At 64.6% G+C, this 23,846-nt stretch carries 24 protein-coding genes, 1 tRNA gene and 3 pseudogenes; 3 read left to right on the top strand and 25 right to left on the bottom strand.

Features of this window, described 5'->3' with window-relative positions; all coding sequences use genetic code 11:
• Window positions 1-19: 19 nt before the first annotated feature.
• The 13 genes from tsaE to E4P09_RS21140 all read right to left on the bottom strand — a co-directional run bounded on the left by tsaE (window position 20) and on the right by E4P09_RS21140 (window position 14,072).
• Entirely contained in the window at window positions 20-1,570 is a 1,551-nt protein-coding gene (tsaE, locus tag E4P09_RS21195) for a tRNA (adenosine(37)-N6)-threonylcarbamoyltransferase complex ATPase subunit type 1 TsaE (RefSeq protein ID WP_239025301.1), read from the bottom strand.
• On the bottom strand, window positions 1,567-4,098 hold the full coding sequence (locus E4P09_RS21190) for a sensor histidine kinase (RefSeq protein ID WP_170984549.1): 2,532 nt from the start codon (window positions 4,096-4,098) through the stop codon (window positions 1,567-1,569). Before E4P09_RS21190 ends, tsaE begins: the two co-directional genes overlap by 4 nt.
• A gap of 276 nt (window positions 4,099-4,374) precedes the next feature.
• Window positions 4,375-5,775, bottom strand: a complete 1,401-nt coding sequence (ahcY, locus tag E4P09_RS21185; protein WP_137391645.1) for an adenosylhomocysteinase — start codon at window positions 5,773-5,775, stop codon at window positions 4,375-4,377.
• A gap of 433 nt (window positions 5,776-6,208) precedes the next feature.
• Entirely contained in the window at window positions 6,209-7,600 is a 1,392-nt protein-coding gene (gene glnT, locus E4P09_RS21180; RefSeq protein ID WP_275406493.1) for a type III glutamate--ammonia ligase, read from the bottom strand.
• A gap of 126 nt (window positions 7,601-7,726) precedes the next feature.
• Complete coding sequence (locus E4P09_RS21175) at window positions 7,727-9,055, bottom strand: FMN-binding glutamate synthase family protein (protein WP_137391644.1); 1,329 nt, start codon at window positions 9,053-9,055, stop codon at window positions 7,727-7,729.
• Between the two features lie 11 nt (window positions 9,056-9,066).
• Complete coding sequence (locus E4P09_RS21170) at window positions 9,067-9,753, bottom strand: GltB/FmdC/FwdC-like GXGXG domain-containing protein (RefSeq protein ID WP_137391643.1); 687 nt, start codon at window positions 9,751-9,753, stop codon at window positions 9,067-9,069.
• 3 nt (window positions 9,754-9,756) lie between these two features.
• A complete protein-coding gene (locus E4P09_RS21165; protein ID WP_137391642.1) occupies window positions 9,757-10,650 on the bottom strand; it encodes a class II glutamine amidotransferase in 894 nt (297 codons plus the stop codon).
• Between the two features lie 95 nt (window positions 10,651-10,745).
• A complete protein-coding gene (locus tag E4P09_RS21160) occupies window positions 10,746-11,015 on the bottom strand; it encodes a hypothetical protein (protein WP_137391641.1) in 270 nt (89 codons plus the stop codon).
• Entirely contained in the window at window positions 11,015-11,704 is a 690-nt protein-coding gene (locus E4P09_RS21155; protein WP_137391640.1) for a hypothetical protein, read from the bottom strand. The genes E4P09_RS21160 and E4P09_RS21155 overlap by 1 nt, the downstream gene beginning before the upstream one ends.
• A gap of 61 nt (window positions 11,705-11,765) precedes the next feature.
• On the bottom strand, window positions 11,766-13,163 hold the full coding sequence (locus tag E4P09_RS21150) for an APC family permease (protein ID WP_137391639.1): 1,398 nt from the start codon (window positions 13,161-13,163) through the stop codon (window positions 11,766-11,768).
• An 11-nt stretch (window positions 13,164-13,174) separates the two neighbouring features.
• Complete coding sequence (locus E4P09_RS26075; protein ID WP_170984546.1) at window positions 13,175-13,342, bottom strand: hypothetical protein; 168 nt, start codon at window positions 13,340-13,342, stop codon at window positions 13,175-13,177.
• A gap of 9 nt (window positions 13,343-13,351) precedes the next feature.
• Entirely contained in the window at window positions 13,352-13,732 is a 381-nt protein-coding gene (locus E4P09_RS21145; protein WP_137391638.1) for a hypothetical protein, read from the bottom strand.
• 7 nt (window positions 13,733-13,739) lie between these two features.
• Window positions 13,740-14,072, bottom strand: a complete 333-nt coding sequence (locus E4P09_RS21140) for a hypothetical protein (protein ID WP_137391637.1) — start codon at window positions 14,070-14,072, stop codon at window positions 13,740-13,742.
• A 161-nt stretch (window positions 14,073-14,233) separates the two neighbouring features.
• Here E4P09_RS21140 and E4P09_RS21135 point away from each other — a divergent pair, with 161 nt between their 5' ends.
• The gene (locus E4P09_RS21135) at window positions 14,234-14,887 is read left to right on the top strand and encodes a helix-turn-helix domain-containing protein (protein ID WP_428977736.1); all 654 of its coding nucleotides are present in this window, start codon (window positions 14,234-14,236) and stop codon (window positions 14,885-14,887) included.
• On the opposite strand, the gene E4P09_RS21130 is transcribed toward E4P09_RS21135, so the two are convergent.
• The 4 genes and pseudogenes from E4P09_RS21130 to rplU all read right to left on the bottom strand — a co-directional run.
• Entirely contained in the window at window positions 14,866-15,522 is a 657-nt protein-coding gene (locus E4P09_RS21130) for a GNAT family N-acetyltransferase (protein WP_137391635.1), read from the bottom strand. The genes E4P09_RS21135 and E4P09_RS21130 overlap by 22 nt on opposite strands.
• A 240-nt stretch (window positions 15,523-15,762) precedes the next feature.
• Window positions 15,763-16,356, bottom strand: coding sequence for a GNAT family N-acetyltransferase (locus E4P09_RS21125; RefSeq protein ID WP_170984548.1), 594 nt, complete (start codon window positions 16,354-16,356; stop codon window positions 15,763-15,765).
• Between the two features lie 139 nt (window positions 16,357-16,495).
• The gene (gene rpmA, locus E4P09_RS21120) at window positions 16,496-16,753 is read right to left on the bottom strand and encodes a 50S ribosomal protein L27 (RefSeq protein WP_137391633.1); all 258 of its coding nucleotides are present in this window, start codon (window positions 16,751-16,753) and stop codon (window positions 16,496-16,498) included.
• A 93-nt stretch (window positions 16,754-16,846) separates the two neighbouring features.
• Window positions 16,847-17,185, bottom strand: a pseudogene (gene rplU / locus E4P09_RS21115) (50S ribosomal protein L21); the annotation flags it as partial.
• A gap of 245 nt (window positions 17,186-17,430) precedes the next feature.
• Here rplU and E4P09_RS21110 point away from each other — a divergent pair.
• Window positions 17,431-17,520: transfer RNA gene (locus E4P09_RS21110), tRNA-Ser, on the top strand.
• A gap of 231 nt (window positions 17,521-17,751) precedes the next feature.
• Window positions 17,752-17,907 carry a hypothetical protein gene (locus E4P09_RS26800; RefSeq protein WP_338049017.1) on the top strand — a complete coding sequence of 52 codons (156 nt, stop codon included), beginning with the start codon at window positions 17,752-17,754 and terminating at the stop codon, window positions 17,905-17,907.
• A 189-nt stretch (window positions 17,908-18,096) separates the two neighbouring features.
• On the opposite strand, the pseudogene E4P09_RS26795 reads toward E4P09_RS26800, so the two are convergent.
• The 8 genes and pseudogenes from E4P09_RS26795 to E4P09_RS21070 all read right to left on the bottom strand — a co-directional run.
• A pseudogene (locus E4P09_RS26795) lies at window positions 18,097-19,140 on the bottom strand (recombinase family protein); the annotation flags it as partial.
• Window positions 19,137-19,526 (bottom strand): HVO_A0114 family putative DNA-binding protein, encoded by a 390-nt coding sequence (locus E4P09_RS21100; RefSeq protein WP_137391632.1) that lies wholly within the window; start codon window positions 19,524-19,526, stop codon window positions 19,137-19,139. The gene E4P09_RS21100 and the pseudogene E4P09_RS26795, both read right to left, overlap by 4 nt.
• Window positions 19,527-19,546: 20 nt before the next feature.
• The gene (locus E4P09_RS21095; protein ID WP_137391631.1) at window positions 19,547-19,849 is read right to left on the bottom strand and encodes a hypothetical protein; all 303 of its coding nucleotides are present in this window, start codon (window positions 19,847-19,849) and stop codon (window positions 19,547-19,549) included.
• A gap of 513 nt (window positions 19,850-20,362) precedes the next feature.
• Window positions 20,363-20,584: a DUF2274 domain-containing protein gene (locus tag E4P09_RS21090; protein ID WP_137391630.1), complete on the bottom strand. Its 222-nt coding sequence runs from the start codon at window positions 20,582-20,584 to the stop codon at window positions 20,363-20,365.
• Window positions 20,585-20,586: 2 nt separating this feature from the next.
• Complete coding sequence (locus E4P09_RS21085; RefSeq protein WP_137391629.1) at window positions 20,587-21,723, bottom strand: TraB/TrbI/VirB10 family type IV secretion system protein; 1,137 nt, start codon at window positions 21,721-21,723, stop codon at window positions 20,587-20,589.
• Window positions 21,720-22,715, bottom strand: a complete 996-nt coding sequence (gene trbG, locus E4P09_RS21080) for a P-type conjugative transfer protein TrbG (RefSeq protein WP_170984547.1) — start codon at window positions 22,713-22,715, stop codon at window positions 21,720-21,722. Before trbG ends, E4P09_RS21085 begins: the two co-directional genes overlap by 4 nt.
• Complete coding sequence (gene trbF, locus E4P09_RS21075) at window positions 22,712-23,401, bottom strand: conjugal transfer protein TrbF (RefSeq protein WP_137391627.1); 690 nt, start codon at window positions 23,399-23,401, stop codon at window positions 22,712-22,714. The genes trbG and trbF overlap by 4 nt, the downstream gene beginning before the upstream one ends.
• Window positions 23,398-23,846: pseudogene (locus E4P09_RS21070) on the bottom strand (P-type conjugative transfer protein TrbL); the annotation flags it as partial. The gene trbF and the pseudogene E4P09_RS21070, both read right to left, overlap by 4 nt.

Here is a 23,846-nt window from a genome sequence, read left to right as displayed (position 1 = left end):
GGGGTGAATTGCCTTAGCCTCAATCCCCAGTGTCGGTCATGGCACCGGGCAGATGCTGCGCGAACCATTGGCGCAAGCCTGTGAGCTTTTCATGACGCAGGTTGCGCTCAAGATGCCGGCGCATGCGCGGCATATGGCGGAGATAGCCGTGCTTGTTATCGCGCTTTGACAGACGGGTGAAAATGCCGAGGATTTTCACCGCCCGCTGCGCCCCGAACACCGCATAGGCCGCGCGGAAGCCCTCCACGTCGAATGCTGTCGCGCTCGCCTGCCGTCGCGCGAGATAGTGGTCGAGCAGCCGCGGCTCCAAATCCGGTGGCATGTCCACCCGCGCATCCTGCAGCAGCGACACGAGATCATAGGCCAAATGCCCGATCATCGCGTCCTGGAAGTCGATGATGCCGACCCGCTCGATCCCCTGCCGCTGCGGCAGCCACATGAGATTGGGCGAATGGTAATCCCGCAGCATGAGCCCGGCCGGACCCGCCTCAACCAGAGGCCATAGCCTGCGCCATTCCTGCAGAAAGCCGTGGCGCGCCTCATCCGGCGCCGGCGAACCGATCTCCGCCGGCCAGTACCAATCCAGCAGCAGCTCCACCTCGATTTCGCGCGCCCGGAGGTCGTAGTGGGGCAGCGCGTACCAGGCTTCATCAGCGATGGGCAGCGTATGCGGCGGCTCGACTTCGGCCAGCTTCAGCAGCACCTCCACAGCCTCGGCCACCGGCTCGGCCATGTCGGCGCCGGCCCGCGCCATCTCGGCGAATACGGCATCGCCCAAGTCTTCCAGCACGAGGAAGCCGTGCTCGATATCGGCGGCATAGATGGCCGGCCCGCTGAGGCCCTGCGCGCGCAGGAACTTGTCGATGGCGACGAACGGCCGGACATCCTCGGCCAAGTGGGCGATGCGGCTATAGGGCAGGCCATCGCGCACCGGCGGCCCGTCGGGCTTGGGGGGCATATCCATCAGCACCGCCGGCGGATGGGCCGTGCCGTTCGCCGCCCAGCGCAGGCGCTCATAGCGCCGCGAGGATGCATCGCCCTGCAGGAAATGCCGCTCCGAACCGGACCAGCCGCTCCGTTCCAGGAAGGTACGCAATGCCTCGACCCGTGGCAGCAGCTCACGCCAGCGGCCATGCGGTGTCAGCTTGGCGGTCCGTCCCTCGCCTGCGAAGCTTTCTTCAAGCTCGATTTCGAGCACGTTGCCGTGGAACAGCTCACGCGCCCGCTCGGGCCATTCCACCAGCAGCAGGCCGGCAGCGCCGGTCTCCTCGAGCCCCAGCTCGGCCGCTTCATCGCGGCCGGTCACCCGATAGAGATCGGCGTGCATCACCGGAATGCGGGTGGTGTCATAAGCCTGCACCAGGGTGAAGGTCGGGCTCGGCACCTCGAAGGCGCCGTTGCGCGGCGCCAGGGCATGGATGATCGCCCGGGCCAGCGTGGTCTTGCCTGCGCCCAGATCGCCGCCCAGCAGGATGATGTCGCCCGCCTGCACCACCGCCGCGAGCTCACGGCCGAACGCGGCCATCGCGTCCACGTCATCGAGCTTCATCTGGTCCAAGACAACGTTCACCGTACCTGCGCCTTTCTTAGCCGCTCGGGCACCTCGGGCGTGGACTGGGCCGCCGAGCCCGGGCCGCGCGCCGGCAGCCGGCACACAACAGTGGTGCCCTGGCCGAGGCGGGAACGCAAGGTGACGCGTCCCTCATGCAGCTCCACGAAGCTCTTGACCAGGGAAAGGCCGAGGCCAGGCCCACGATGGCCCGAGACGCCCGGCCGGGCGCGGAACCGTTCGAACGCCGCCTTCTGGAATTCCTGATCCATCCCCTTGCCGAGATCGCTCACCCACAGCACCACCGTGTCGCCCTCGTTCCGCGCGCCCATGCGAATGGTGCTGTTATCCTCGCTGAAGCCGACCGCATTGGACAGGAGATTGAACAGCACCTGCAACATGCGCTTGCGGTCTGCAACCAGCGTGCCACCCTCCTCGGGGATCTCCACCTGCAGGGTGAGATTGCGCTTCTCGATCCGCGACTGCAGCATGCCGGCCGCCTCGGTGAGCAGATCGGCAATGTCCATCTCCGTGAAGCGCAGCTCCATGGCGCCTGCATCGATGGTGGTCAGGTCGAGAATGGCATCGATGATGCTCAGGAGATCGGCGGACGAGGCAAGGATGTCCTGGATATACTCCCGCTGCTTGAGCGACAGGTCGCCCGCCAGCCCCAGCGACAGGCTGTCCGCGAAGCCGATGATATTGGTCAAAGGCGTGCGCAGCTCATAGGACACGTTGGAGAGAAAGTCCGTCTTCAGCCGGTCGGCGGTCTCCAGCGCTTCGGCGCGCTCGCGCAAGGCCCGCTCGATCCGCGTGCTGTCGGTGACGTCCGTATAGGTCAGCAGCGTGTTGCCATCCGGTAGCGGCACCAGGGCAAAGTCGTAGATCCGCCGGTCCGGCCGCTCGATACGGCCCTGGAATGGCCGCCGCCCGTCGTCGATGGATGTGATCGCGTATTTGATCTCATCCCACATGAGGTCATCCGGCAGGATCTGCCGGCACGCCGAGAACACCACGTCCACATGGGGCTCGCTGGCCAGGAAATCGTGGTCGAGTCCCCACAGCGCCGCATAGGCGGGATTGAACAGCTTCATCCGGCCGTCGGATCCGAACAGGGCCAACGCTTCCTTGAGATTGTCCAGGGTCTCCCGCTGCACCCCGATCAGCTCGTTGTACTGGCTCTCCAGCCGGATCTGCTCGGTGATGTTCTCGTAGAGATAGGTGACGCCGCCGAACGGGTGCTGTTCGGCGATGACGCGCAGCGTGCGCCCGTCGGGCAGGTGCCACCAATCCTCCCGGGTGTCGACCGCCTTGTAGACCTCTAGATGCCGGGCGCGCCATTCCCGGTAATTGGCCTGCTCGGGCAGCATCCGCATCGCGCGCAGCTTGTCCAGGACTTCGCCGTCGCTCGGCGCCTGCGCCAGCCATTCCGGATCGAGACCCCACAGCTCGGCGAAGGCGGCATTGCTGAAGCGCAGCCGCTGGTCCGCCCCGAAAATGGCGATGGCGGTCGCCAGCTTGTCGAGCGTGCTCGCGTGGGCGCGGACGTGCCGGCGCAGCTCCTTCTCCAGCTCCTCCATGGCGGTGACGTCGAGGGCAAAGCCGGCCTCCCCCTCCGCCAGCCTGACCGACACGATGTCGAGCGCCCGCTTGTTACCATTGATGACCGTATGGCGCCGATGCCGCTCCGACGTGACCGTTGGCATGAGCTGCACACGTGCCCGCAGCGCGTCACTCTGGGGTTGCTCGGGGGGAACCAGCTCGATGTGGTCGCGCACCACCGCCGTGATGCCCTCGGCCTCGACGGCGTGCACATAGGCCTGATTGGCCCAGATGATGCGATGGTTGGCGTCGCGCAGCCAGATCGGCAGCGGCGCATTATCGAGAATGGCGGTGAGCCGCTCCACCTGCCGGGAAAGCTTGCGGCTCTCGTGGGCAAGCTTGGTCACCTCGCGGCGCTCGCCCGCCAATGGCCTCAGCCTGAGGGTGGCAAGCCCCCCGGCTGCCCGGCCGTCTGCTTCCAGCAATTCGCCCGCTAATGTCTTCACGCCGATATTGAATGCTGTCCCGCGCAGCTTGAGATCGCGCAGCGCCGCCTCCAGCGTTGCCACCGACTCCGGCTCAAGCCAGCCCGGAAACCAGGCTTGCCCATTGCGGTCGGCCGGGCAGGTGCAGGTGCCCCGCATGTCGCCGACGACCCGCTCGACCACGTCGCTGCGCCCGCGCCAGATGAACAGGAGATGCGGCTCGGCCGTGAGCAGCGCCTCTGATTCATTGAGCTGTGCCTCGATCTCGCTGCGCCGGCGCCGCTCCCGGTCCAGCGCCCGCTCGAGCCGCCGGGTGGCGAACAGCGCCCATGCCAGAATGGTCAGAGCAACAAGCGCAACCGCCAGCGTGATCAGGTCGATGCTGCCGAGCACGCCGACGATATACGGAAGGAGCGTGTCCGAGGCCGTATGGGCCAATGCAGGCTGGGGCGGCATGGCAACCAGGACGATGAGGCCGGCGAGCAGGACGACCACCGGCTTGAGCCCCGGTGCCAAGGCCACGGCTTGTGGTCCACCCCCCAACATCAAAGCTCGGCTTTTCCCCTTCGAATAACTTAAAATAATAGACGCCGTGCCCCGATGACGTCCGCCCCGCGCCATGCGGCGAATCACTCCGCACGGCGACAAGCAAATCTATACAGGGGAAATGGTTAATTGCCCACCAGCCAAGCGAACAGCGAAAGGAGCGGCCACCCCGCCGGATTGCACCTGCCAGGATACTGGCCGCTCCGGAAAGCCCCGCGAATTCATCAGCTTACGTACTGATGCGGAATGGCATCAGTAGCGGTAATAATCCGGCTTGAACGGCCCCGCCTGATTAACGCCGATATAGGCCGCCTGCTCGGGAGAAAGCGTCGTGAGTTTCACGCCGAGCTTCTCGAGGTGGAGACGTGCCACCTTCTCGTCCAGGTGCTTCGGCAGCACATAGACCTCGTTCTTGTACCGGCCACGGTCGGTCCACAGCTCGATCTGCGCCAGGACCTGGTTGGTGAACGAGGCCGACATGACGAAGCTTGGATGGCCCGTGGCGTTGCCGAGATTGACCAGCCGGCCCTCGGAGAGAAGGATCATGCGCTTGCCCTCGGGGAACTCGATCATGTCCACTTGGGGCTTGATATTGGTCCACTTGAAGTTCTTCAGCGCGCCGACCTGAATCTCGTTGTCGAAATGGCCGATATTGCAGACGATGGCCATGTCCTTCATCGCCCGCATGTGCTCCAGCGTGATCACGTCCTTGTTGCCGGTGGCGGTCACGAAGATGTCGGCCGTCGGCGCGGCCTCTTCCAGTGTGGTGACGGAATAGCCGTCCATGGCCGCCTGCAATGCACAGATCGGGTCGACCTCGGTCACGATCACCCGGGCGCCGGCGCCGCGCAGGCTCTGCGCCGAGCCCTTGCCAACATCCCCATAGCCGCACACCACCGCGACCTTGCCCGCCATCATCACGTCGGTGGCGCGGCGGATGCCGTCCACCAGCGATTCACGGCAGCCATAGCGGTTGTCGAACTTCGACTTGGTCACGCTGTCATTGACATTGATGGCCGGGAAGGGCAGCTCGCCCTTCTTCTGCAGCTCATAGAGCCGATGGACGCCGGTGGTCGTCTCCTCGGAGACGCCGCGGATCGCCGCCTTCACCTTGGAATACCAGCCGGGATGGCTGGCAAGCCGCCGGCGGATCGTGGCGTACAGGCACTCCTCTTCTTCGTTCTTGGGATCGGAGATCACCGATGGGTCTGTCTCGGCCTTCGAGCCCAGCAGAACGAGCAGGGTCGCGTCACCCCCATCATCCAAGATCATGTTGGCGGTTTCGCCATTGGCCCAGTCGAAGATCTTGTCCGAATAATCCCAGTATTCCTGCAGGGTCTCGCCCTTCTTGGCGAAAACCGGGATGCCGGCGGCGGCGACGGCCGCGGCCGCGTGGTCCTGGGTGGAGAAGATATTGCACGACACCCACCGGACTTCGGCGCCCAGCGCCACCAGTGTCTCGATCAGCACCGCGGTCTGGATGGTCATGTGCAGGCTGCCGGCGATGCGCGCGCCCTTGAGCGGCTTCTGCGCGCCGAATTCCTCGCGGATCGCCATCAGCCCGGGCATCTCCACCTCGGCCATCTGGATTTCCTTGCGGCCCCAGTCGGCAAGCGAGATGTCCTTGACGATGTAGTCGGTGAACGCCTTCATGACCTGGTCCTCGGGATCGTTATGGCTGGTCGGCCACCCGCGGGCGGCTCTGTTGCGAGCCATATACCAAGGCGGGGAGGGCAGGGCAATACGGGATATAAAGAAATCTTTATATCGTTCTGTCGACGTTTGCCCTGGAAATGCCGCCAACGGAGCTTGACCCGGTGATCCAGGGGCAACGGGAAGGACTCGTGCCACCGTTAGCCCTCCCCGCACAGCGGGGAAGGCTATTCTAGCACCTGCCATCCGCGTTTGCCCTGTGGCCCTGAATGCCCTGCTCAAGGCAGGGCATGACGAGCTTGAGCAATATCAGCTACTTACGTCACCGCCGGGCGCCGACCCGGCGGTCCAGGGGCCAGGAGGGAAGGCTTGTGCCGTGCGGCCCTGGATGCCGGCTCAAGGCCGGCATGACGGTTCACGATCGACGCCGCCCTCAGATATCCAGAGTGTGCAAGCGCTCCCACTCGGTGAAGTGCGAGGCGTAGGAGTTCCACTCCTGGTATTTGAGCTTCAGATAGGCCTGCGAGAAGTCCTCGCCCATGGCCTGCCGCAATCCCTTGTCCCGCTCGAAGGCGCGCAACGCATCCAAAAGGTTCAGCGGCAGCTTCGCCGCGTTCTTCACTCTGTGGCCTTCCGCATACATGTCGATGTCGTAGCGCTTGCCCGGATCGGCCTTGCTCGCGACGCCCGCCGTGCCCGCCGCGAGAACGGCCGCCTGCAGCAGATAGGGGTTGGCGGCGCCGTCCGGCAGGCGCAGCTCGAAGCGACCGGGCCCCGGCACGCGCACCATGTGGGTGCGGTTGTTGCCGGTCCAGGTGATCGAGTTCGGCGACCAGGTGGCGCCCGAAACCGTGCGCGGCGCATTGATGCGCTTGTAGCTGTTGACGGTGGGGTTGGTGATGGCCGCCATGGAGGCTGCGTGCTTCATGATGCCGCCCAGGAAGTTGTATCCCTGTGCGGAGAGCCCGAGCGGATCCTTGGCATCGGCGAAGTTGTTCTTCTTGCCCGCCTTGTCCCACAGCGAAAGGTGCACATGGCAGCCGGACCCGGTGAGGCCCGGGAACGGCTTAGGCATGAACGTCGCCCTGAGCCCGTGCTTTTCAGCGAGCGAGCGGGTCATGAACTTGAAGAAGGCGTGCCGGTCGGCGGTCACCAGCGCATCCGCAAAGGCCCAGTTCATCTCGAACTGGCCGTTGGCATCCTCGTGGTCGTTCTGATAGGGCCCCCAGCCCAGCTGCTGCATGCAGTCGCAGATCTCGGCGATCACGTCATAGCGCCGCATCAAGGCCTGCTGGTCGTAGCAGGACTTGCTGGCCACGTCATATTCGTCCGAGATGGCCTTGCCGTCGGGGGTGATCAGGAAGAACTCGGGCTCGACGCCGGACTTCATGTAGAGCCCCTGCTGGGCCGCCTCGGCGATCACCCGCTTCAGCACCACGCGCGGAGCCTGGGCGATCGGCTGTCCATCCATGATCACATCGGCCGCAACCCAGGCCACGTCCGGCTTCCACGGCAGCTGGATGGCCGAGGCCGCATCGGGCACCGCCAATATGTCGGGGTGAGCGGGCGTCAGGTCGAGCCAGGTGGCGAAACCCGCAAAGCCGGCGCCGTCCTTCTGCATGTCGGCAATGGCCGCCGCGGGCACCAGCTTGGCACGCTGGCCGCCAAACAGGTCCGTGAACGAAATCATGAAGTAGCGTACATTGCGCTCCTTGGCGAACGTGCGCAGATCCTGAACCGTTTCCGCTGCCGCCCGCGAACCGCCATTGCGCCTGCGGCCGCCGGCCTCGCGCTCTTTAGCGATCATGCTCACATCTTCTTTCATGTCACTCCCACCCCTTGAACACTGCTCGGCCAGCGGCCGCCACCCTCATGCGAGGCAAGGCTAAGCCAACGGCCTTGTCAACGTTAAAGCCGCCGCAAACAGCGCCGCGGCGGCTAAACAGCAAGGTCAGAGCGGCGTCTGACCGGGTATCCAGTTGGTCCCCGCCAACGGGACCCGCGCCATGGCCGCCGCCTCGATCGTCAGCGCGCAGAGATCCTCCGGCTCCAGATTGTGTAGATGGTTTTTGCCGCAGGCACGCGCGATGGTCTGTGCCTCCAGCGTCATCACCTTGAGATAATTGGCCAGACGCCGCCCGGCGCGGATCGGGTCGAGCCGTGCCGCAAGCTCCGGATCCTGCGTGGTGATGCCGGCAGGATCGCGCCCCTCGTGCCAGTCGTCATAGGCGCCCGCGGTGGTGTTGAGCTTGCGATACTCTTCCTCCCACATCGGGTCGTTGTCACCGATCGCCACCAGCGCCGCCGTGCCGATCGACACCGCATCGGCGCCCAGGGCCAGCGCCTTGGCGACGTCCGCACCGGACCGGATGCCGCCCGAAACGATCAGCTGCACCTTGCGGTGCATATCGAGATCCTGCAGCGCCTGCACGGCCGGCCTGATGCAGGCCAGCGTCGGCTGGCCAACATTCTCGATGAATACTTCTTGGGTTGCCGCCGTGCCGCCCTGCATGCCGTCCACCACCACCACGTCGGCCCCGGCCTTCACCGCCAGCGCCACGTCGTAATAGGGGCGGGCGCCGCCCACCTTCACATAGATCGGCTTTTCCCAATCGGTGATCTCGCGGATCTCGAGGATCTTGATCTCGAGATCATCCGGTCCCGTCCAATCCGGATGGCGGCAGGCCGAGCGTTGGTCGATGCCTTTGGGCAGCGTGCGCATCTCGGCGACGCGGTCGGAGATCTTCTGGCCGAGCAGCATGCCGCCGCCGCCGGGCTTGGCGCCCTGGCCGACCACGATCTCGATCGCATCGGCGCGCCTGAGGTCGTCCGGGTTCATGCCATAGCGCGACGGCAGGTACTGGTAGACCAGCTTCTCCGAATGGCCGCGCTCTTCCTGCGTCATGCCCCCGTCGCCCGTGGTGGTGGAGGTGCCGGCGAGCGTTGCCCCCCGACCCAGCGCCTCCTTGGCCTGAGCCGAGAGCGAGCCGAAGCTCATGCCGGCAATGGTGATCGGAATCTTGAGCTCGATCGGCTTCTTGGCATATCGGGTGCCGAGCACCACGTCTGTCGCGCAGCGTTCGCGGTAGCCTTCGAGCGGGTAGCGCGAAATCGAGGCGCCGAGAAACAGGAGGTCGTCGAAATGCGGCAGCTTGCGCTTCGCGCCGGCACCGCGGATGTCGTAGATGCCGGTGACGGCGGCACGCCTGATTTCCGAAAGGGTGTAGTCGTCGAAAGTCGCCGACTTGCGGGGTGTGGTGGGCGGATTATGATAGGTCATTGGTGTCCCGCTCAGTAAGCGTCAGCGTTGTCGATGTTGAAATTATACAGGGTGCGCGCCGAACCGTAGCGCCGGAACTCTTGTGGCCTGATATCGCTGATGCCGGCCCGGGCCAACAGGCCGCTCAACAGCTCCACGTGCTCCGGCCGCATCTCCTTCTCGACGCAGTCCGCCCCGAGGCTTTTCACCGAGCCGCGCACGAACAGCTTGGCCTCGTAGATCGAATCACCCAGCGCATCGCCAGCATCGCCGAGCACCACAAGGCTGCCCGATTGCGCCATGAAGGCCGACATGTGGCCAATATTGCCCTTCACCACGATGTCGATGCCCTTCATCGAGATGCCGCAGCGGGACGAGGCATTGCCTTCGATCACCAACAGGCCGCCGCGCCCGGTGGCCCCGGCATACTGGCTGGCATCGCCCCGCACCAGCACTCTGCCTGACATCATGTTCTCCGCGACGCCGGGACCGGCGCTGCCATCCACCACGATGCTGGCCTGCTTGTTCATGCCGGCGCAGTAATAGCCCACGCTGCCCTTGATCTCGATATTGACGGGGGCATCTACCCCCACCGCCACCGCGTGGGCGCCCCGTGGATTCAGAACGATGAAATCCCGATCGTTGGCGCCAGGGTCGATCCGATGGAGCTGCTGGTTGAGCTCGCGCAGCGAAGTCTCGGCGAGATTGATGGTCACCATGGATCAGTGCTTCCAGAAATAGACGGTTGCAGGCTCGGGCTCCCAGACCTTGGCCTTTTCGATGCCGGGCAGGTCGACCAGCGCCCGGAACTCCGAGCCGAACGCAACATACTGGTCGGTCTCGGCGAGAACCGCCGGTTTGCAGGCAATCGGGTCGCGCAGCACGCCGAAACCGTCCTTGGTGCCGACCACGAAGGTGTAGAAGCCGTCGAGATCCTTCAGGCTCTGCTCCAGCGCCTGGCCGAGATCGAGCCCCTGCGCCATCCGCCAGGTGAGATAGGCCGCGGCAACCTCCGTGTCGTTCTCGGTGGCGAACTCCAGGCCGTCATGCCTGAGCTGGCGGCGCAGGTTGTTGTGATTGGAGAGCGAGCCGTTGTGCACCAGGCACTGGTCGGGACCCGTGGAGAACGGGTGCGCGCCAAGCGTGGTGACCGCCGACTCCGTCGCCATGCGGGTATGCCCGATGCCATGGCTTCCGGCCATGGCATCGAGGCCGAAGCGCCGGGCGACATCACCGGGCAGCCCCACCTCCTTATAGATCTCGATGGCCGCGCCCGTGCTCATGATGCGCAGCGCCGGGTTGATCGCCGCCAGCGCCTCGCGCGCAGCAGTCGCCTTGTCGGCAGGCACCTCGACCACCGCGTGCGTCTCCCGCACCGTCACCTCGATCGGCGCCCCGATCGCTTCGGCAAGCGTCCCTTTGAGGCCCGCGAAATCCTTCCGCGGATTGGCGGACTGCAGGGTGATCTTTGCCGCGCCGGTCTCCTCGCCATATACGGCGAAGCCGGCGCTGTCCGGGCCGCGATCGCTCATGCTGGCCAGCATCGGCGCCATCATCGCGCCGAGTCTGGGCTCCAAGCTCCTGTCCTTCAAAAACAAGCCGACGATGCCGCACATGGCATCACCTCCTCAACATCGAAAATCCGTGGCGGCACACTAGCAGGCCGGGTGCGCCAACTCAACTCAGAAGAAATAATGTTTCCCATGGTGAATTACGAGCGCTCCCGTTCAGCGAGCGCATAGGCCATGCGCGCCCGTCGATAGGCATCGGGGATGGATAGCGCCCAGATGAAGATGCCACCTGCGTGGCGGGCGATGAACGACTGGTCGGGCGTCGAGAACAGGTAAGTCAGCACGCCGAAGAACAGCGTGAAGAACGCGAATACCAGGCCGCGCCGGGCTTCGCCGATCGCCACATGCCCTACGCCCGGCAGGATGATCGCCAGTAGCAGCACGAAATACGGGTTGAGCGGCTTGCGCATCAGGCGGAAAGCTTCAGCGGCGAACGCGCCTCGAACGAGGCCGACAGAGTGTCGATCGCGGCCAGCGACTGGTGCACCAAGTCCGGGGAAACCCGGTCTAGGCCATAGCGGGCCTGGCGCAAGCCTATATGGGCGGCGCGCTCCCCTTGGGCGGCTTGGCGGATGACCCGGATACCCACGGGCGAGGCCGCCACTTCCTTGACCTTCGGGTCGGCGAAGATGCCGGCAAGCGCCGGTGCGACCCTGGACAGATCGTCCTGGGCGCTGGCGGCTCCGCGCACCAGCAGCGCCGCATCGAGCGGTGGCGGTGGCTCGAACCGCATGGGGAGGTCGTGAACGCAGGTGAAGAACTCATGGCCCGTCGCCCGCGCCAGCACCCCGAAGGTGGGATAGGTCTCGCCGGCAGCGGCTGCCACTGTGACCGACAGCCACAGCTGCGGCAATCTGCGGGTCACCAGCGTGTCGCTGATGAGCGCGATCTTCACGGCCCGGCCGTCGCCGAGGCAGCCGGTGGCGAATGGAAAGCCGTCAGGCCCCGTGTGAATACGCGGGAAGGCAATCACCTGCGCCGCATCATCCAGCAACCGCGCCCGCGCGGCCATCGCCCGCCGCTGCTCGCGCACCGCCATGGCGGCAAGACCGGTGGCGCCGGCAATGGCGAAGGTGAGAAGCGCGATGGTTGCAAACATCACATACGGAACGCATTGGGACGGGCGTCTCCCGGCCAGGGGAGACGCCCACCAGGTTACGTCAATAGCCCTGCGGCCGCGGCCAAGGCATGGTGAACTGGTCGCCGCGCTTGACGAAGCGGTAGCGCCAGAAGTGGAACCACAGCGATGCGACGATGTAGAACAGCAGCATCGCAATGAGCTGGGTTCCGTAGCCGAGGAATACCGCCACATAGGTGGTGGCGCACAGGACCAGGAGCACGATGGCCGGGATCGGGTGGAACGGGTGCACATAGCCCCGCTGGATCGACCCGAGCGGCCATTTCCGGCGGAACATGATCATGTTGAACGACATGAACGTGTAGCCGAGCAGGCCGGACAGGATCGAGAACGTCACCACCTGGTCGAGCGGCGCCCCCAATGCGAAGATTAATGCGATCGGCACCAGGAAAACGATGGCGCGATAAGGGGTGCGGTAGCGTGGATGCACCGCACCGAACCACGCCGGCAGGTACCGGTCGCGGCCCATGGAGAACCAGGCCCGCGAGCTGTCGTTGATGCACCCATTGGCCGAGGCCAGCGTCGAGAAGATGGTGCCGATAAACAGCAGCACCATCAGGCCGAAGCTGCCCGTGACCCGGGCGGCATCGAACAGCGGCGTGCCGGCCTGGCCGAGATATTCCCAGGGCAGCAGGCCGGAGCACACATACCAGGTGAGGGTTGCGGCGATGAGCAGGGTGATGATGCCGCTCATGGTGCCCAGCGGCAGCGACCGCGCCGGCGAGCGGACCTCTTCCGCCGCCTGGCAAGTGCCTTCGATGCCCAGATAGTACCACAGCCCGAAGTGGAGAGCGGCAAGAATGCCGACCCAGCCGTAGGGCAGGGGCTCCTCTGTGATGGCGGTATAGTCGAGCGGCGTTGCGGAGAAGCCGAACTGCACCGCCAGGAACAGCACGATGATGGCCAGGAAGGCGATGGCGGTGATGACGAAGTTGAAGGTCAACGTCGCCAGCACGCCCCGGTAATTGAGCCAGGCCAGGAACAGGATGGCGAGAATGATGAACGGCCGCTGGTCGAGCCCCTCATGCCCGCTCATATTGGCGACCGTGTCGAGCAGGAAGCCCACCGTGATCGCGTTCGCCGATTCGAGCATGGTATAGGCCATGACCAGGAACAGGCCAACATTGAAGGCCATCAGCGGGCCAACGATATGCTTGGCCTGCGCGTATTGCCCGCCGGCCGACGCGACCGTGGAGGTCACCTCGGAATCGATCATGGCCACGCAGGTGTAGAGAATGCCGGCCACCCAGCAGGCAACCAGGCCGGCAATCATGCCGCCTTTGCCCACGGAAAAGTTCCAGCCCATATATTCGCCGACGAGGACGATGCCCACGCCGAGCGCCCACACATGGGCGGGCCCCAGCACGCGCAGCAGGCTCAGCCTTTCGCCCGTTCCCGGGGCAGCTGTCTGATCAACCATGGTGCTTCCCCTCAGATTTCATGCCGTTCCTGGGTGAGCTCGAGCTCGCCTTCACGCGAAGAGGTCAGAAGCTCGTTGTCGTAGGTGCTGTCGATCTTCACCATGTCGAAAACGAGCAGCAGGGCGAAGCCAGCCGACAACAGCCAGGCCGCGTATTCCAGAAGGTTCCAGATGTCCATGTCGCCCCCTCAGCGGTCCCCGAACCGCTCTGCAATCACGTCGCGATATTCCCGGTCGGACAGGCGCACCACCATGATGAAATAGCCGACGACGAGCACGGCCATCACCAGAAGCGCCAGCCAGTTGAACGAGTAATCGAATCGGGCGGTGATGATTTCCTGGGCCGAAGCCGGATCGGTAAAGCCGAGCTGCGCCCACTGCGCCTGCTCGCCGGGGTTCTGATTCAGGGCTTCCCAGGTCGGGTTCTCGATCGGCTGAGGCGTCTTGGCCGCCCCGGCCAGTCCGAGATACAGCGGCAGGTAAAGGGCTCCGACGGTCAGGACCAGCAGGATGACGACATCCATGACTTGCCCGATCAGGCTCTGCTTGGGCGGTTGGTAATTGGCCATGGCCGCCTCACATCTGCTTGCGGCGCCGGGCGGCGTCGAGATGCTTGATGTCCAGTCCGTAGATGAAGTGCTTGTCTTCGACGTAATGCTTCAACATCGCGACGATCGCGGCGGTGTTGAACAGCAGCACCACGGCCCCGGCGATCAGAAGTATGGTCTGGATCGTGCCATTGGTCACTGCCGGCCAGATGGTATAGAGGACGAACAGGACGACGATCCACAAGGCCACCACGAAGGTGAGCGCTCCGAGCCGATCGCGGCCGTGCATCTTGTCGATGCGCTGTTCCAGGCTGAGCACAGAGACGCCATCGCTGGCGATCTGTTTTGGTGTTACAGACATATGTCTTCTCCCTAGACATACCGCTTGAGCGGACGAAGAAATTTTCTTTCTTGTTAGGAAAGTGGAGTACAGAAACCGAGAGCTGTCAATTGGTCCTGTTTGCTGCGACGCACCATATCGAAGGTTATTTGCAGCAGGACTTTGCTGCTGGTTCGACAGAGATTCGACAGGGAAAGGCAAGCATGCTGAAAGAAAGAGACGGCCAGAACCCCCATCAGATCGGCGGCGCACGGGCGAATCTTCTGGAGGTTGCGATCGGCCGCGAGGTGCGCCATTTCCGCACCAAGCTGGGCATGACCGTCGCGGATCTGGCCAATGCGGCGCGGCTGTCGCCCGGCATGCTGTCCAAGATCGAGAACGGATTGACTTCGCCTTCCCTGACCACTCTGCAGACCTTGTCGGCCGCGTTGGGCGTGCCGGTGACCGCGTTCTTCCGGCGTTATGAGGAGCGGCGGGACGCGGTGCACGTGAAGGCAGGGCAGGGGCTCGTGATCGAACGGCGCGGCACCCGCGCGGGTCACCAGTACCAGCTGCTCGGCCACAGCGGCGGGGTGACGGGTCGGGTGGTGGTCGAGCCCTATCTCATCACCCTGACGAAAGATTCCGACGTCTTTCCTCTGTTCCAGCACGAGGGGATGGAATTCATCTACATGCTCGAAGGCGAGGTGGTCTATAGGCACGCCGATCAGCTCTATCGGCTGCTGCCCGGCGACAGCCTGTTCTTCGATGCGGACGCGCCGCACGGGCCGGAAGAGATGATTTCCCTGCCGATACGATTCCTGTCGGTCATCTCCTATGCGAGGGAAGACACGTGAGGAGAGAGGCTGCGCTGCGGCAGGGGATGCACCATTGACGAGCGGCGCACGAAGCGCTCGCGATGGTAATCAAGCCACTCGTCCCGCGTAAGCTCCATGACCGACAGGACGATTTCCCGCTCCTGCATGGGCGAAAATTCCATGCGATAGCCAATGAATTTGAAGCCGTATTTGAGCGCCAGGGCAGGCGTTATCTTCTGGTCGGGAAAGGCATCCGCGTGGATCGCATCCAGCCGGTGTACCAAGAAGGCGAAATCGAGAAGGGCCGTAGGCACTTCCGCCAGAAAGCGCCGGCGCCGATATTTGGCGCGGATCCATAGCGTCATGCGCGGAACCGTATTGCCCTCCCGCAGCGCATAGCTGACGGTGCCGTAGAGCTCTTCGGGAGCCTCCTTGAAGAAGACGCCGAACATGGTGAGCATCGGCGTCGGAGGATTCGGCAGCTGGCCGATGAAAAGCTTGAGCCCGTAGGGCGTAAAATCGGACCGGCTGATCGAATGCTTTATGAGCAGGGGATCCCTGGCGAATTCGAGAAGCTGCGGCAGGTCTCCGACTTCGGGTCGCCTGAAGATGAGATTGTCTGTCTGAATGGTCTCTCGGCGCGAGAGATCGATGTCAACAGCGGTCCGGATCATCTGCCGTTCCGAAAAGCGGGGATGACAGATGTCATTCCCCGCCCGGTTAGGTGCTGAAATCGACCGGACATTCCGCTGAATGGGTGCGGTGCCGGTCAGCGACGACGCTAAACTAACAGACTTGGGCGGTTATACAATCTATGGTTGAAATAATGATTACTGACCCGTATTCCGAGTTCCGACAAATGACCGATTCACCTGAGGAGTTGGTGGCTGGGCGCCTTGCCGGCGCCCGGCCGGTTACCCGATCGCGGCAGCCCGCCTTCGCCTTGACCACTGTTCCCGGCTCAATCGGAAGAAGTCCATCGGCTCCTCCTGGTCGAGCGCGAGCAGATAGGACCGGGTCAGGCCCGCATAGGTGAAGCCGCACTTCTCGATCACGCGGCGCGATGCGGCATTGGTCAGCCGGCAGGAGGCGACCACAGCATCATGGCCGAGGACCTGAAAGCCGTACCCCAGTATGGCCTTGGCCGCCTCGGTGGCGAATCCGCGGCCGCGATACCCCGCGCCCAGCCAGTAGCCGAGTGCCGGTTCGCTGCCTGAGGTGAGCCGCTCCAGGCCGATGGCGCCGATCAGCACGCGCTCCGGAATGTTGAGCCAGATCCCGAACACCGCCTGGTCGGTTGTCGGCCTCTCGCCCAAGGTCCCAAGCCACGAGATCGCGTCCTGCTCGCTATAGGGGTGGGGAATGCGGGTGGTGTTCTCGGCCACGGTGCGATCATTGCACAGCGCGGCGATGCGCGGTGCATCCGCAAATGTCGGCGGAGTGAGGATCAGCCGGCCGGTCTCGATGGCGGGCGCGACGGGGGCGGTGAATTCGACTGCCATATTCATGGGATGATCCTTCCTGCAGGCAGCAAAAGAAAACGGGGAGATGGACGCCGCCATCTCCCCGTTTCTGCTTTCGCGAGATTTCGGATCATCCGATCCGCCGGTTCGATGGGACGCCGGCGGACGGAACGCACATCCGCCGTCAGCTGGCCGGTACTACGGATACATACGTCCGTTTGCTGCGGCCGGTGCGGAACTCGACTTTGCCCTCGATCAGAGCGAAGATCGTGTGATCTTTGCCGAGGCCGACATTGTCGCCGGGATGCCATTTCGTGCCGCGCTGACGGACCAGGATGTTCCCTGGAATGACGTGCTCGCCGCCAAACTTCTTCACACCGAGGCGGCGGCCTGCCGAGTCACGACCGTTGCGCGAGGAACCGCCTGCTTTCTTATGAGCCATGATGTGCTCCCGTGGGTCTTCTGTCGGCGCGATGGGCGCCATTGTTCATGGAATAAGTTACGACGAGGTAAGCGCCGATGCGGATCAGGCGGAAGCTTCCGCCTTGCTGCCCTTCGCTCCCTCAGTCAGGATCTCGGTGATCTTCAGCCGCGTCAGAAGCTGGCGATGGCCGTTCTTCCGCTGGTAGTGCTTGCGGCGCCGCTTCTTGAAGATGATGATCTTCTCGCCGCGATCCTGCGCGACCACCTCCGCGGCGACCTTCGCGCCGGGCACGAGCGGGGCGCCGATCACCGGCTGGCCTTCGCCGCCCACCAGCAGCACGTCCGTGATCTCGACAATGTCGCCCGGCTCGGCGGAAAGCCGCTCGACCTCGATTACGTCATTTGCGGCAACTCTATATTGCTTGCCGCCCGTCTTGATGACCGCGTACATGGTGACCAAATCCGCCTGGTATAGAAACAAGTCAGGACCGCGCGCGAGAAGGCGCCCGGTCATTTTGGCCGGCACTATACGCGGATCGGCTTCGCTGTCAAGGAACCGGCGGTCATTTCTGGCACAATCGCCGCCGCGTCCTTTTTCCGCTGCCGAATGCCGCCAGGGCTTGGCATAAGGCCCATTCGGCGCTATGTGAACGCGGCCTGAGCGACCAAAGGCGGCGCCTGAGCCGTCTGTCCCGCGGAGGGGTGCCAGAGTGGTCGATTGGGGCGGTCTCGAAAACCGTTGTGCGCGCAAGCGTACCGTGGGTTCGAATCCCACCCCCTCCGCCATTTTAGACCGCCTCTGGGCACGCCAATCGCCGCCGATTGCCGCCCTTGGCCGGCAATAAGCGTCCTTAGCAGCTCCGTCTTCGATCCCATGATGCGGATTGCGTCATCCGCGACCTCGACACGCTGCGCCAAAGAGCGCAGATGATCCCGCCGATAGCCGCCCTCGCGGCCCCGGATGCGCTCGCGGGCGCGCTGTGAAAAACCACGGATCATCGCGGGGCTGATGGAGCTGTGGCCGGGACTGTCGAGCAATGCCTGGGCGCGGTCGGCATCGGCCCTGGCTTGATCGCGGATCACCTTGAGGCGGGCGATGCGCTCCGCAAGCGCCGGGTCGTCCAGATCGGCAATGCCGGCCTCTATGGCGTCGTAGAGGCGCTTGAGGCGTAGTTCCGATTCGGCCGCCCGCCGCTGCAATTCGGCGATGTGCTGCCGGCGACGCTCGGCCTGCTCCGACCGGCGGCCGAGGACGCTGCCAAGCAGGTTCTCCAGCCGGTTGGGATCGAGCAGGCGTTCCTCGATATGGCCGACCACCATCTTGTCGAGCTTGTCCATCGGGATCGCGCGACCCTTGCAGCCGGTTTCGCCCTGCCGCGCCTTGATCGAGCAGGCATAGTAGCGATAGCGACCGCTCTTGCCTGTGCGGATGGTCATGGCTCCCCCGCAATTGCCGCAATAGCAAATGCCGGTCAGCAGGGTCGGCCCGATCACGACGCGCGCAGGCAGCTCGGTCTTGGGGTTGCGGGCCTGCAAGAGCTTCTGCACCGCGTTAAAGGTCTCGCGGTCGATGATCGGAGGGACCGGAACGGTTATGACCTCACCCTCGGGCTTCAACTCCTTCGACTTGCCGCGCTTGTTGAACTGATGCTCGCCGATATAGGTGCGGCGGGTCAGGACGCGGTGAACCTGCCCAATGCCCCACCTGCCGCCGTCGCGGGTGAAGATGCCGTTGCGGTTGAGATGCTTGACGATGGCCTTGACGCCCATCTGGCCGCTATCGCCCTCGCCCTCCAGGGCGAGGCGGTAGATAAGCCGGATCGTTCCGGCGTGCAGCGGGTCGATCTCCAGCTTCTTCTTGACCTTCACGCCACGCTGCTCGGCTGCGACGACGCGGTAGCCGATGGGCGGCAGGGAGCCGTTCCAGAAGCCTTGCCGGGCATTCTCCTTCAACGCCCGCATGACGTGCTTGCCGTTCTCCTTCGACTGGTATTCGTCGAACAGCGCCATGATCTGCCGCATCATGACGTGCATGGGATCGTCGCCCATTTCCTGCGTGATGGACACCAGCTTGACGCCGTTCTTGGCGAGCTTCCTGACGTTGAACTCCAGCTCGAAGTGATCGCGGAAGAAGCGCGAGAAGCTATGGACCACAACGACATCGAAGGGCGCGGGCTTGGACGTGCCCGCCTCGATCATGCGTTGAAACTCGGGCCGGCGGTCGTTGGTGGCCGAAGCCCCTGCCTCAACGAAGGTCTCGACAAGCTGATAGCCGCGCGCCTCGCAATAGGCTTCGCCCTGGCGCTTCTGGTCGGGGATCGACACGTCATGCTCTGCCTGTCGGGTCGTGGAGACGCGCAGATAAAGGGCGGCCCGCAAAGCGACCGTGGGTGATTGTGCGTTCATGTGCGGGTTCCTTTCTTCTTGCGGCGCTCGATCAGGGGCAGGACAAGTTCCACGCGGTCGTGAACGACCTTGGGGACCAGCTTGAGGCCCTTGCCCTTCTCCATGCGGATAAGGCCGCAACCCTCCATTTTCTTGAGCGTGCGTGAGATGTTGGGGCCGGCGCGGCCGGTGATCTGCGCCAGTTCCTCCAGCGATCCCGGTGCGTGCTCATGGATGACGCGCAGCAATTCCCGATTGCTCGCCGACAAAAGCCGGGCGAACGACTCCGTGGACGCGAACCAGACGGTCGGCTCGCCGGGCGCGGACTTTTCCTCGCCTCTGGCGATCCGCATGGTGCGGGTCTTCATTTCTTCGGGGTCGGCGATCCCGACTTTCAGCGTCGTCATTGCAAATCCCGGCGCTCAAATCACTCCCTATTCCTATCATCACGAGATAGGTTTGTAAAGCCGGGAACCGGGTCAAGCGAGCCGAACATCTCGTCGAAAACATCGGCGAACCAACGCTCGAACACCTGTATTTCGACCTCGGTGATCGGCACGTCCTCGGGCCAGTCGTCGATGACGGGTAACTTCTCGACATCGAAGGCGTGGGGCGGCGTGCTGCGACGCGGCGCGGGATCGTCGGCGTAGTCGAAAAGATCGTCGGGAAGTGTTTCGGGGACCGGCTGTCGCGGTCGCCCTTTGCGGGCGCGGCGGCGCTCTGCGCACATGGAATCCTCCTTGGCTCTGGTGGATTGCGGGGCGCTCAAGGCCCCGGAATTGAGCGAACCATGGAGGGCAGTCGGCGGCCTGTAGCGTGCCGCATTTGCGTTTATGCGCTGGCGGCACCCCCGCCATTGAGGCGACATGCAAACTTAATATGGATGCGCGAAGCGTCTTGTCTGAACGCTCGTCGCCATCCATATAAATAAGGGTGAGTGTTTAGCCTGACAGGTCTGGTAGGTTGGGGTTCGATTCCCCTTCATGTTCTCTGTCTCGGTGGCCTTCTAACCTTCATTGCCCTTTGGGTAACGGCTTATGCCGTTGCACTACTGTCAGCATCGAACGGAAAGGAGAACCACATGGAAACAGAAACTGCCTTTAGGACTGAGAAACCCAAACTGAAACTGGCTTCGGCCATCAATACAATTTGGGCCATCGGGACAGGCGCATGGTCTGGTGCGGCCCTGTCAGGCTAAGCACTCACCTATTTCCAGCTCTCCTATCAGCCACCGAGAAATAGCCTACCCCATTGTTCGCCGTGCCTTGACGAAACCGCGATCCGTGGCGATGAACCGCTCCAGCATCGGCACGATCAGCCTGACGGGATCGGCGGCGGGCTGGCCGCTCTCGCGGGCCAGCACCTCGGCATAGGCGACAAGATCGCGATGGAGCGGCGCGGGCAGCTCTACCGTAACCTTGACGGGCTTATCGTCGGGCAGCGGGCCAAGTTTCAGCTTGGTCATGGTCAACCCCCTGCCGGCTCGAACACAAGGTCACGGGTCACGATGATCCTGACCGGGAAGCCCGGCCGGATGGTGAGCGTGGGCGCGACCTGCAACTGGCGCTGGACGATCTGCTGGCCGGCCTGATTGATGGTGTCCTGCGCGCCGTCGCGGATGGCGCGGATCAGCCGGTCCTCGTCGCTGGTCGCCAGCTCCGTGCCGACCGCAAGCAGCGTGGACAAGCCGGCCGCTCTCATCAGATCCCACCAGTGATAATCGACGCCATCCTCAAGGCCGGCATAACCGGAAGCATCCGCGCCCGGCAGGCGCTCCAGCACGATGGATCGGCCGCCCGGCAGGATCAGGCGGTTCCAGACCAGCAGGACACGCCGCTGGCCAAAGGTCACGCCATCATCGTATTGGCCGATGATGCGCGTGCCCTGCGGGATCAGGAGCAGGCTGCCGGTTGGGCTGTCATAGACGTTTTCCGTCACTTGGGCGGTGATTTGCCCAGGTAGGTCCGAACGGATGCCGGTGATGAGCGCAGCCGGGATCACGGCCCCGGCCTGGAGTATCCAGGGCGAGGCTGGTGGCGTGACGCGATCAGGGGCGACGGTCTGCCGGTCCACTGGCGCATTGAGAAACGCCGTGTGCCGATCCTGCGCGGCGAGTTGTCCTCCAAGGTCGAGACCGGCAAGGCCGGGCATCGTCATGCCGGGCGTGGCCCCGACGCGCGGACCTGTCTGGAAGAACACGTTGCTCACGCGCGCGGCTTCTTCCTCGGCGCGGCGTCGTTCTTCTTCGGGATCGACGGCCGGCGTCGTGATTGCAGGCGGCACAACCGGCTGTCCCCGGTTCTGCGCGTCGAGGATCGGGCGGCCGAGGTCGCCCGGCAATGGCGGTCCCAGGGCCGGGCCGGTATAGTCACGCGGCAGGCCGGCGAGACCGTCCGCCGTAGGACGGTTCTCGGTCGAATAGAGTTCGTCCCCGCCCGGTCCAGCATCGCGGGTCTGGAGCGCGTAGATCAGCGCGCCCCCGATGCCGAGCAAGGCGACAGCGCCGACACCTGCCAGCATCCTGCGGGACAGGCGGGTGACGCGGGGCGGTTCGGCGCGCAGCCGCATGGGCGCGGCGGTATCGGTGATGGTGTTGTCCGTCATGACGGGGAGTCTCCGGTCGCGCTGGCGGGCTGCGCGGCGGCGGCCTGCGTCGGGTTGATGCGGACGATCCTGACCGTCTGCTGGCGGTTGCCGCTGCCAAGGCGCAGTTCGGCCGCGCCGAACAGGCGGTCCACGATCAGGACGTTCTGGTGGACGCGGCTGTTGACGATCTGCGGCTCGCCATCGGAACCGAGCACGAAGATCGGCGGCATCTCTCCCTGGACGATCCCGGCCGGGAAGACGACATAGACGCGGCGTCCATCGTCGAAGACGGAAACCGGCCGCCATGGCGGGCTGTCTCCGGTCAGGCCGTAGCGGTAGTTCCTTGCGGCCTCGGCCGGGATGACCGGCGCAGCCGGAACGATCTGGCGCTGGCCGGGCGGCGGCGCGGGATAGGCCCAGGCCACGGCCGGCATGTAGAGCGCATCGCGGGCGCGCAGCTCGATCATGTAGATGCGGCGGTCGGTGGTGATGACGAGGTTGGTGGAGATGTCCGGCCGGGTCGGCTTCACCAGCACATGCACGCGCCGGCTCGCTCCTGAACCGCTTTCCGTATCGCCGATGATCCAGCGGGCGGTGTCGCCGGCCGCGATCGGCCCCGTGCCGGTCAGGCTCTCGCCCGGCTCCAACGCGATGGTGGTGATCTGCCCGACTGCGGCATAGACCTGATAGAGCGCGCCTTCGGACCACGGATAAATTTGGATGGCGTTGTGATAGCCTTCTCGGCGCGGCTCGACACGAGCTGCGGCATTGGCGTTCTCGACGCGACCGGCCGGCGTGGCGGCGGTCTGCCCGCCTCGCGCCACGGTCCATGCCGGCGGCACATGCAGCGGCCTTGGCGTGTCGTCGGTCGCGGCTGTCTGCACCGCTGGCAGCGGCGGCACCTCGGCGTCATAGCTCCATTGCTGCGTCCGGTTGGTGGCGCAGCCGGCCAGCATGGTGGCCGAAAGCAGCACGACCGCAATCGCGGGTGTGTGGGTGATCGTCCTCATTGGCTCATCTCCCGCGACCATGAGATTGCGTTGACGTAGATACCGAGTGGGTTGGCGCGCAGCCGCTCGGCATTGCGGGGCGGCTGGATCACGATGGTCAGGATCGCGGTCCAGCGTTCAGTCGTGGAGAATTGGCCGTTCTCGTAATGGCGTTCGGTCCAAGCAATGCGGAAGCTGGTCGGGGACGCCCGGATGACGCTCGACACCTCGACTGCGACCTGCTGACGGCCGACGCGGGTGAACGGGTCATTTGCCCTCGCGTAATCGTTCAATGCTGCCGCGCCGCGATCCGTGGTGAACTCGTAGGCGCGAAGCCAGTTCTGGCGGACGATGATGGCATCGGCCGGGATCGCACGAACCTGCTCGATGAATCGGCCGAGATGCCATGCGATCTGCGGATCGGTGGGGCGATAATCGGCGACGGCCGGCGCTACAGCCTGCGCCTGGCCGAGATTGTCGACCTGCACCACCCAAGGCACCACGGTCCCGCGCGCCGACTGCAAGACGAGCGCGGACGCGAAGCCTGCCGAGAGGATCAGGGAGCCGAAAGCGAAATAGCGCCAGTTTCTCGCCTGCACACGGGCCGAGCCGATGCGCTCGTCCCATGCCTGTGCGGCCTTCTGGTAAGGCGTCGTGGGTTCCGGCGATTTGCCGTAATGCGTTGCTGGTCGTTTGAATATGTTCATGAGCGGTCTCTTTCGGAAAGGTTGATGGAGGAACCGCCGCCGTGGCTGTCGCCGGAGCGCACCGCATGGGCGGCCATGGTGGTGCCGTGGTTCATGGCCTGCCGGCGCTGCATCCGCTGCGCCCAGGCCGGAGGACTGCCCACCGGACCGGAAGGCGCGGCGGCGGGGTCGGCGCTCGCGCCGCCGACCGTGCCCATGGAGGATGTGCCGCCTGTCGCGCCGAAGCCGGCCCGCGCGCCTTCGGTGAAGCTGGATTTGACGGACCCGCTGGCACGCGCGGAGGCGCGTTTGAGGGGCGAGATGGCGGCGGAACCTGCGGCGCGGGCGACACCGCCGAGGCCGGAGGCGACGCCTGCGGCCCCGGTCTGGCCGAGCGAGCCGACGCTATAGGCTGCGGTCGCCGCTCCCGCGGCTGCCGCGCCTCCGCGAACGGCCGCGGCCCCGC

This window comes from Rhodoligotrophos defluvii (assembly GCF_005281615.1).
GTDB classification, from domain to species: Bacteria; Pseudomonadota; Alphaproteobacteria; order Rhizobiales; family Im1; genus Rhodoligotrophos; species Rhodoligotrophos defluvii.
Note: the sequence above shows the minus strand (reverse complement) of the source record. Positions and strands in the feature narration are given on the sequence as shown.

What these genes read in the sequence shown, in the direction of transcription:
- ahcY (WP_137391645.1), bottom strand. Translation starts at nt 5,775, where the DNA reads ATGAAGGCGTTCACCGACTACATCGTCAAGGACATCTCGCTTGCCGAC.
- glnT (WP_275406493.1), bottom strand. Translation starts at nt 7,600, where the DNA reads ATGAAAGAAGATGTGAGCATGATCGCTAAAGAGCGCGAGGCCGGCGGC.
- E4P09_RS21175 (WP_137391644.1), bottom strand. Translation starts at nt 9,055, where the DNA reads ATGACCTATCATAATCCGCCCACCACACCCCGCAAGTCGGCGACTTTC.
- E4P09_RS21170 (WP_137391643.1), bottom strand. Translation starts at nt 9,753, where the DNA reads ATGGTGACCATCAATCTCGCCGAGACTTCGCTGCGCGAGCTCAACCAG.
- E4P09_RS21165 (WP_137391642.1), bottom strand. Translation starts at nt 10,650, where the DNA reads ATGTGCGGCATCGTCGGCTTGTTTTTGAAGGACAGGAGCTTGGAGCCC.
- E4P09_RS21160 (WP_137391641.1), bottom strand. Translation starts at nt 11,015, where the DNA reads ATGCGCAAGCCGCTCAACCCGTATTTCGTGCTGCTACTGGCGATCATC.
- E4P09_RS21155 (WP_137391640.1), bottom strand. Translation starts at nt 11,704, where the DNA reads ATGTTTGCAACCATCGCGCTTCTCACCTTCGCCATTGCCGGCGCCACC.
- E4P09_RS21150 (WP_137391639.1), bottom strand. Translation starts at nt 13,163, where the DNA reads ATGGTTGATCAGACAGCTGCCCCGGGAACGGGCGAAAGGCTGAGCCTG.
- E4P09_RS26075 (WP_170984546.1), bottom strand. Translation starts at nt 13,342, where the DNA reads ATGGACATCTGGAACCTTCTGGAATACGCGGCCTGGCTGTTGTCGGCT.
- E4P09_RS21145 (WP_137391638.1), bottom strand. Translation starts at nt 13,732, where the DNA reads ATGGCCAATTACCAACCGCCCAAGCAGAGCCTGATCGGGCAAGTCATG.
- E4P09_RS21140 (WP_137391637.1), bottom strand. Translation starts at nt 14,072, where the DNA reads ATGTCTGTAACACCAAAACAGATCGCCAGCGATGGCGTCTCTGTGCTC.
- E4P09_RS21130 (WP_137391635.1), bottom strand. Translation starts at nt 15,522, where the DNA reads ATGATCCGGACCGCTGTTGACATCGATCTCTCGCGCCGAGAGACCATT.
- E4P09_RS21125 (WP_170984548.1), bottom strand. Translation starts at nt 16,356, where the DNA reads ATGAATATGGCAGTCGAATTCACCGCCCCCGTCGCGCCCGCCATCGAG.
- rpmA (WP_137391633.1), bottom strand. Translation starts at nt 16,753, where the DNA reads ATGGCTCATAAGAAAGCAGGCGGTTCCTCGCGCAACGGTCGTGACTCG.
- E4P09_RS21100 (WP_137391632.1), bottom strand. Translation starts at nt 19,526, where the DNA reads ATGACGACGCTGAAAGTCGGGATCGCCGACCCCGAAGAAATGAAGACC.
- E4P09_RS21095 (WP_137391631.1), bottom strand. Translation starts at nt 19,849, where the DNA reads ATGTGCGCAGAGCGCCGCCGCGCCCGCAAAGGGCGACCGCGACAGCCG.
- E4P09_RS21090 (WP_137391630.1), bottom strand. Translation starts at nt 20,584, where the DNA reads ATGACCAAGCTGAAACTTGGCCCGCTGCCCGACGATAAGCCCGTCAAG.
- E4P09_RS21085 (WP_137391629.1), bottom strand. Translation starts at nt 21,723, where the DNA reads ATGACGGACAACACCATCACCGATACCGCCGCGCCCATGCGGCTGCGC.
- trbG (WP_170984547.1), bottom strand. Translation starts at nt 22,715, where the DNA reads ATGAGGACGATCACCCACACACCCGCGATTGCGGTCGTGCTGCTTTCG.
- trbF (WP_137391627.1), bottom strand. Translation starts at nt 23,401, where the DNA reads ATGAACATATTCAAACGACCAGCAACGCATTACGGCAAATCGCCGGAA.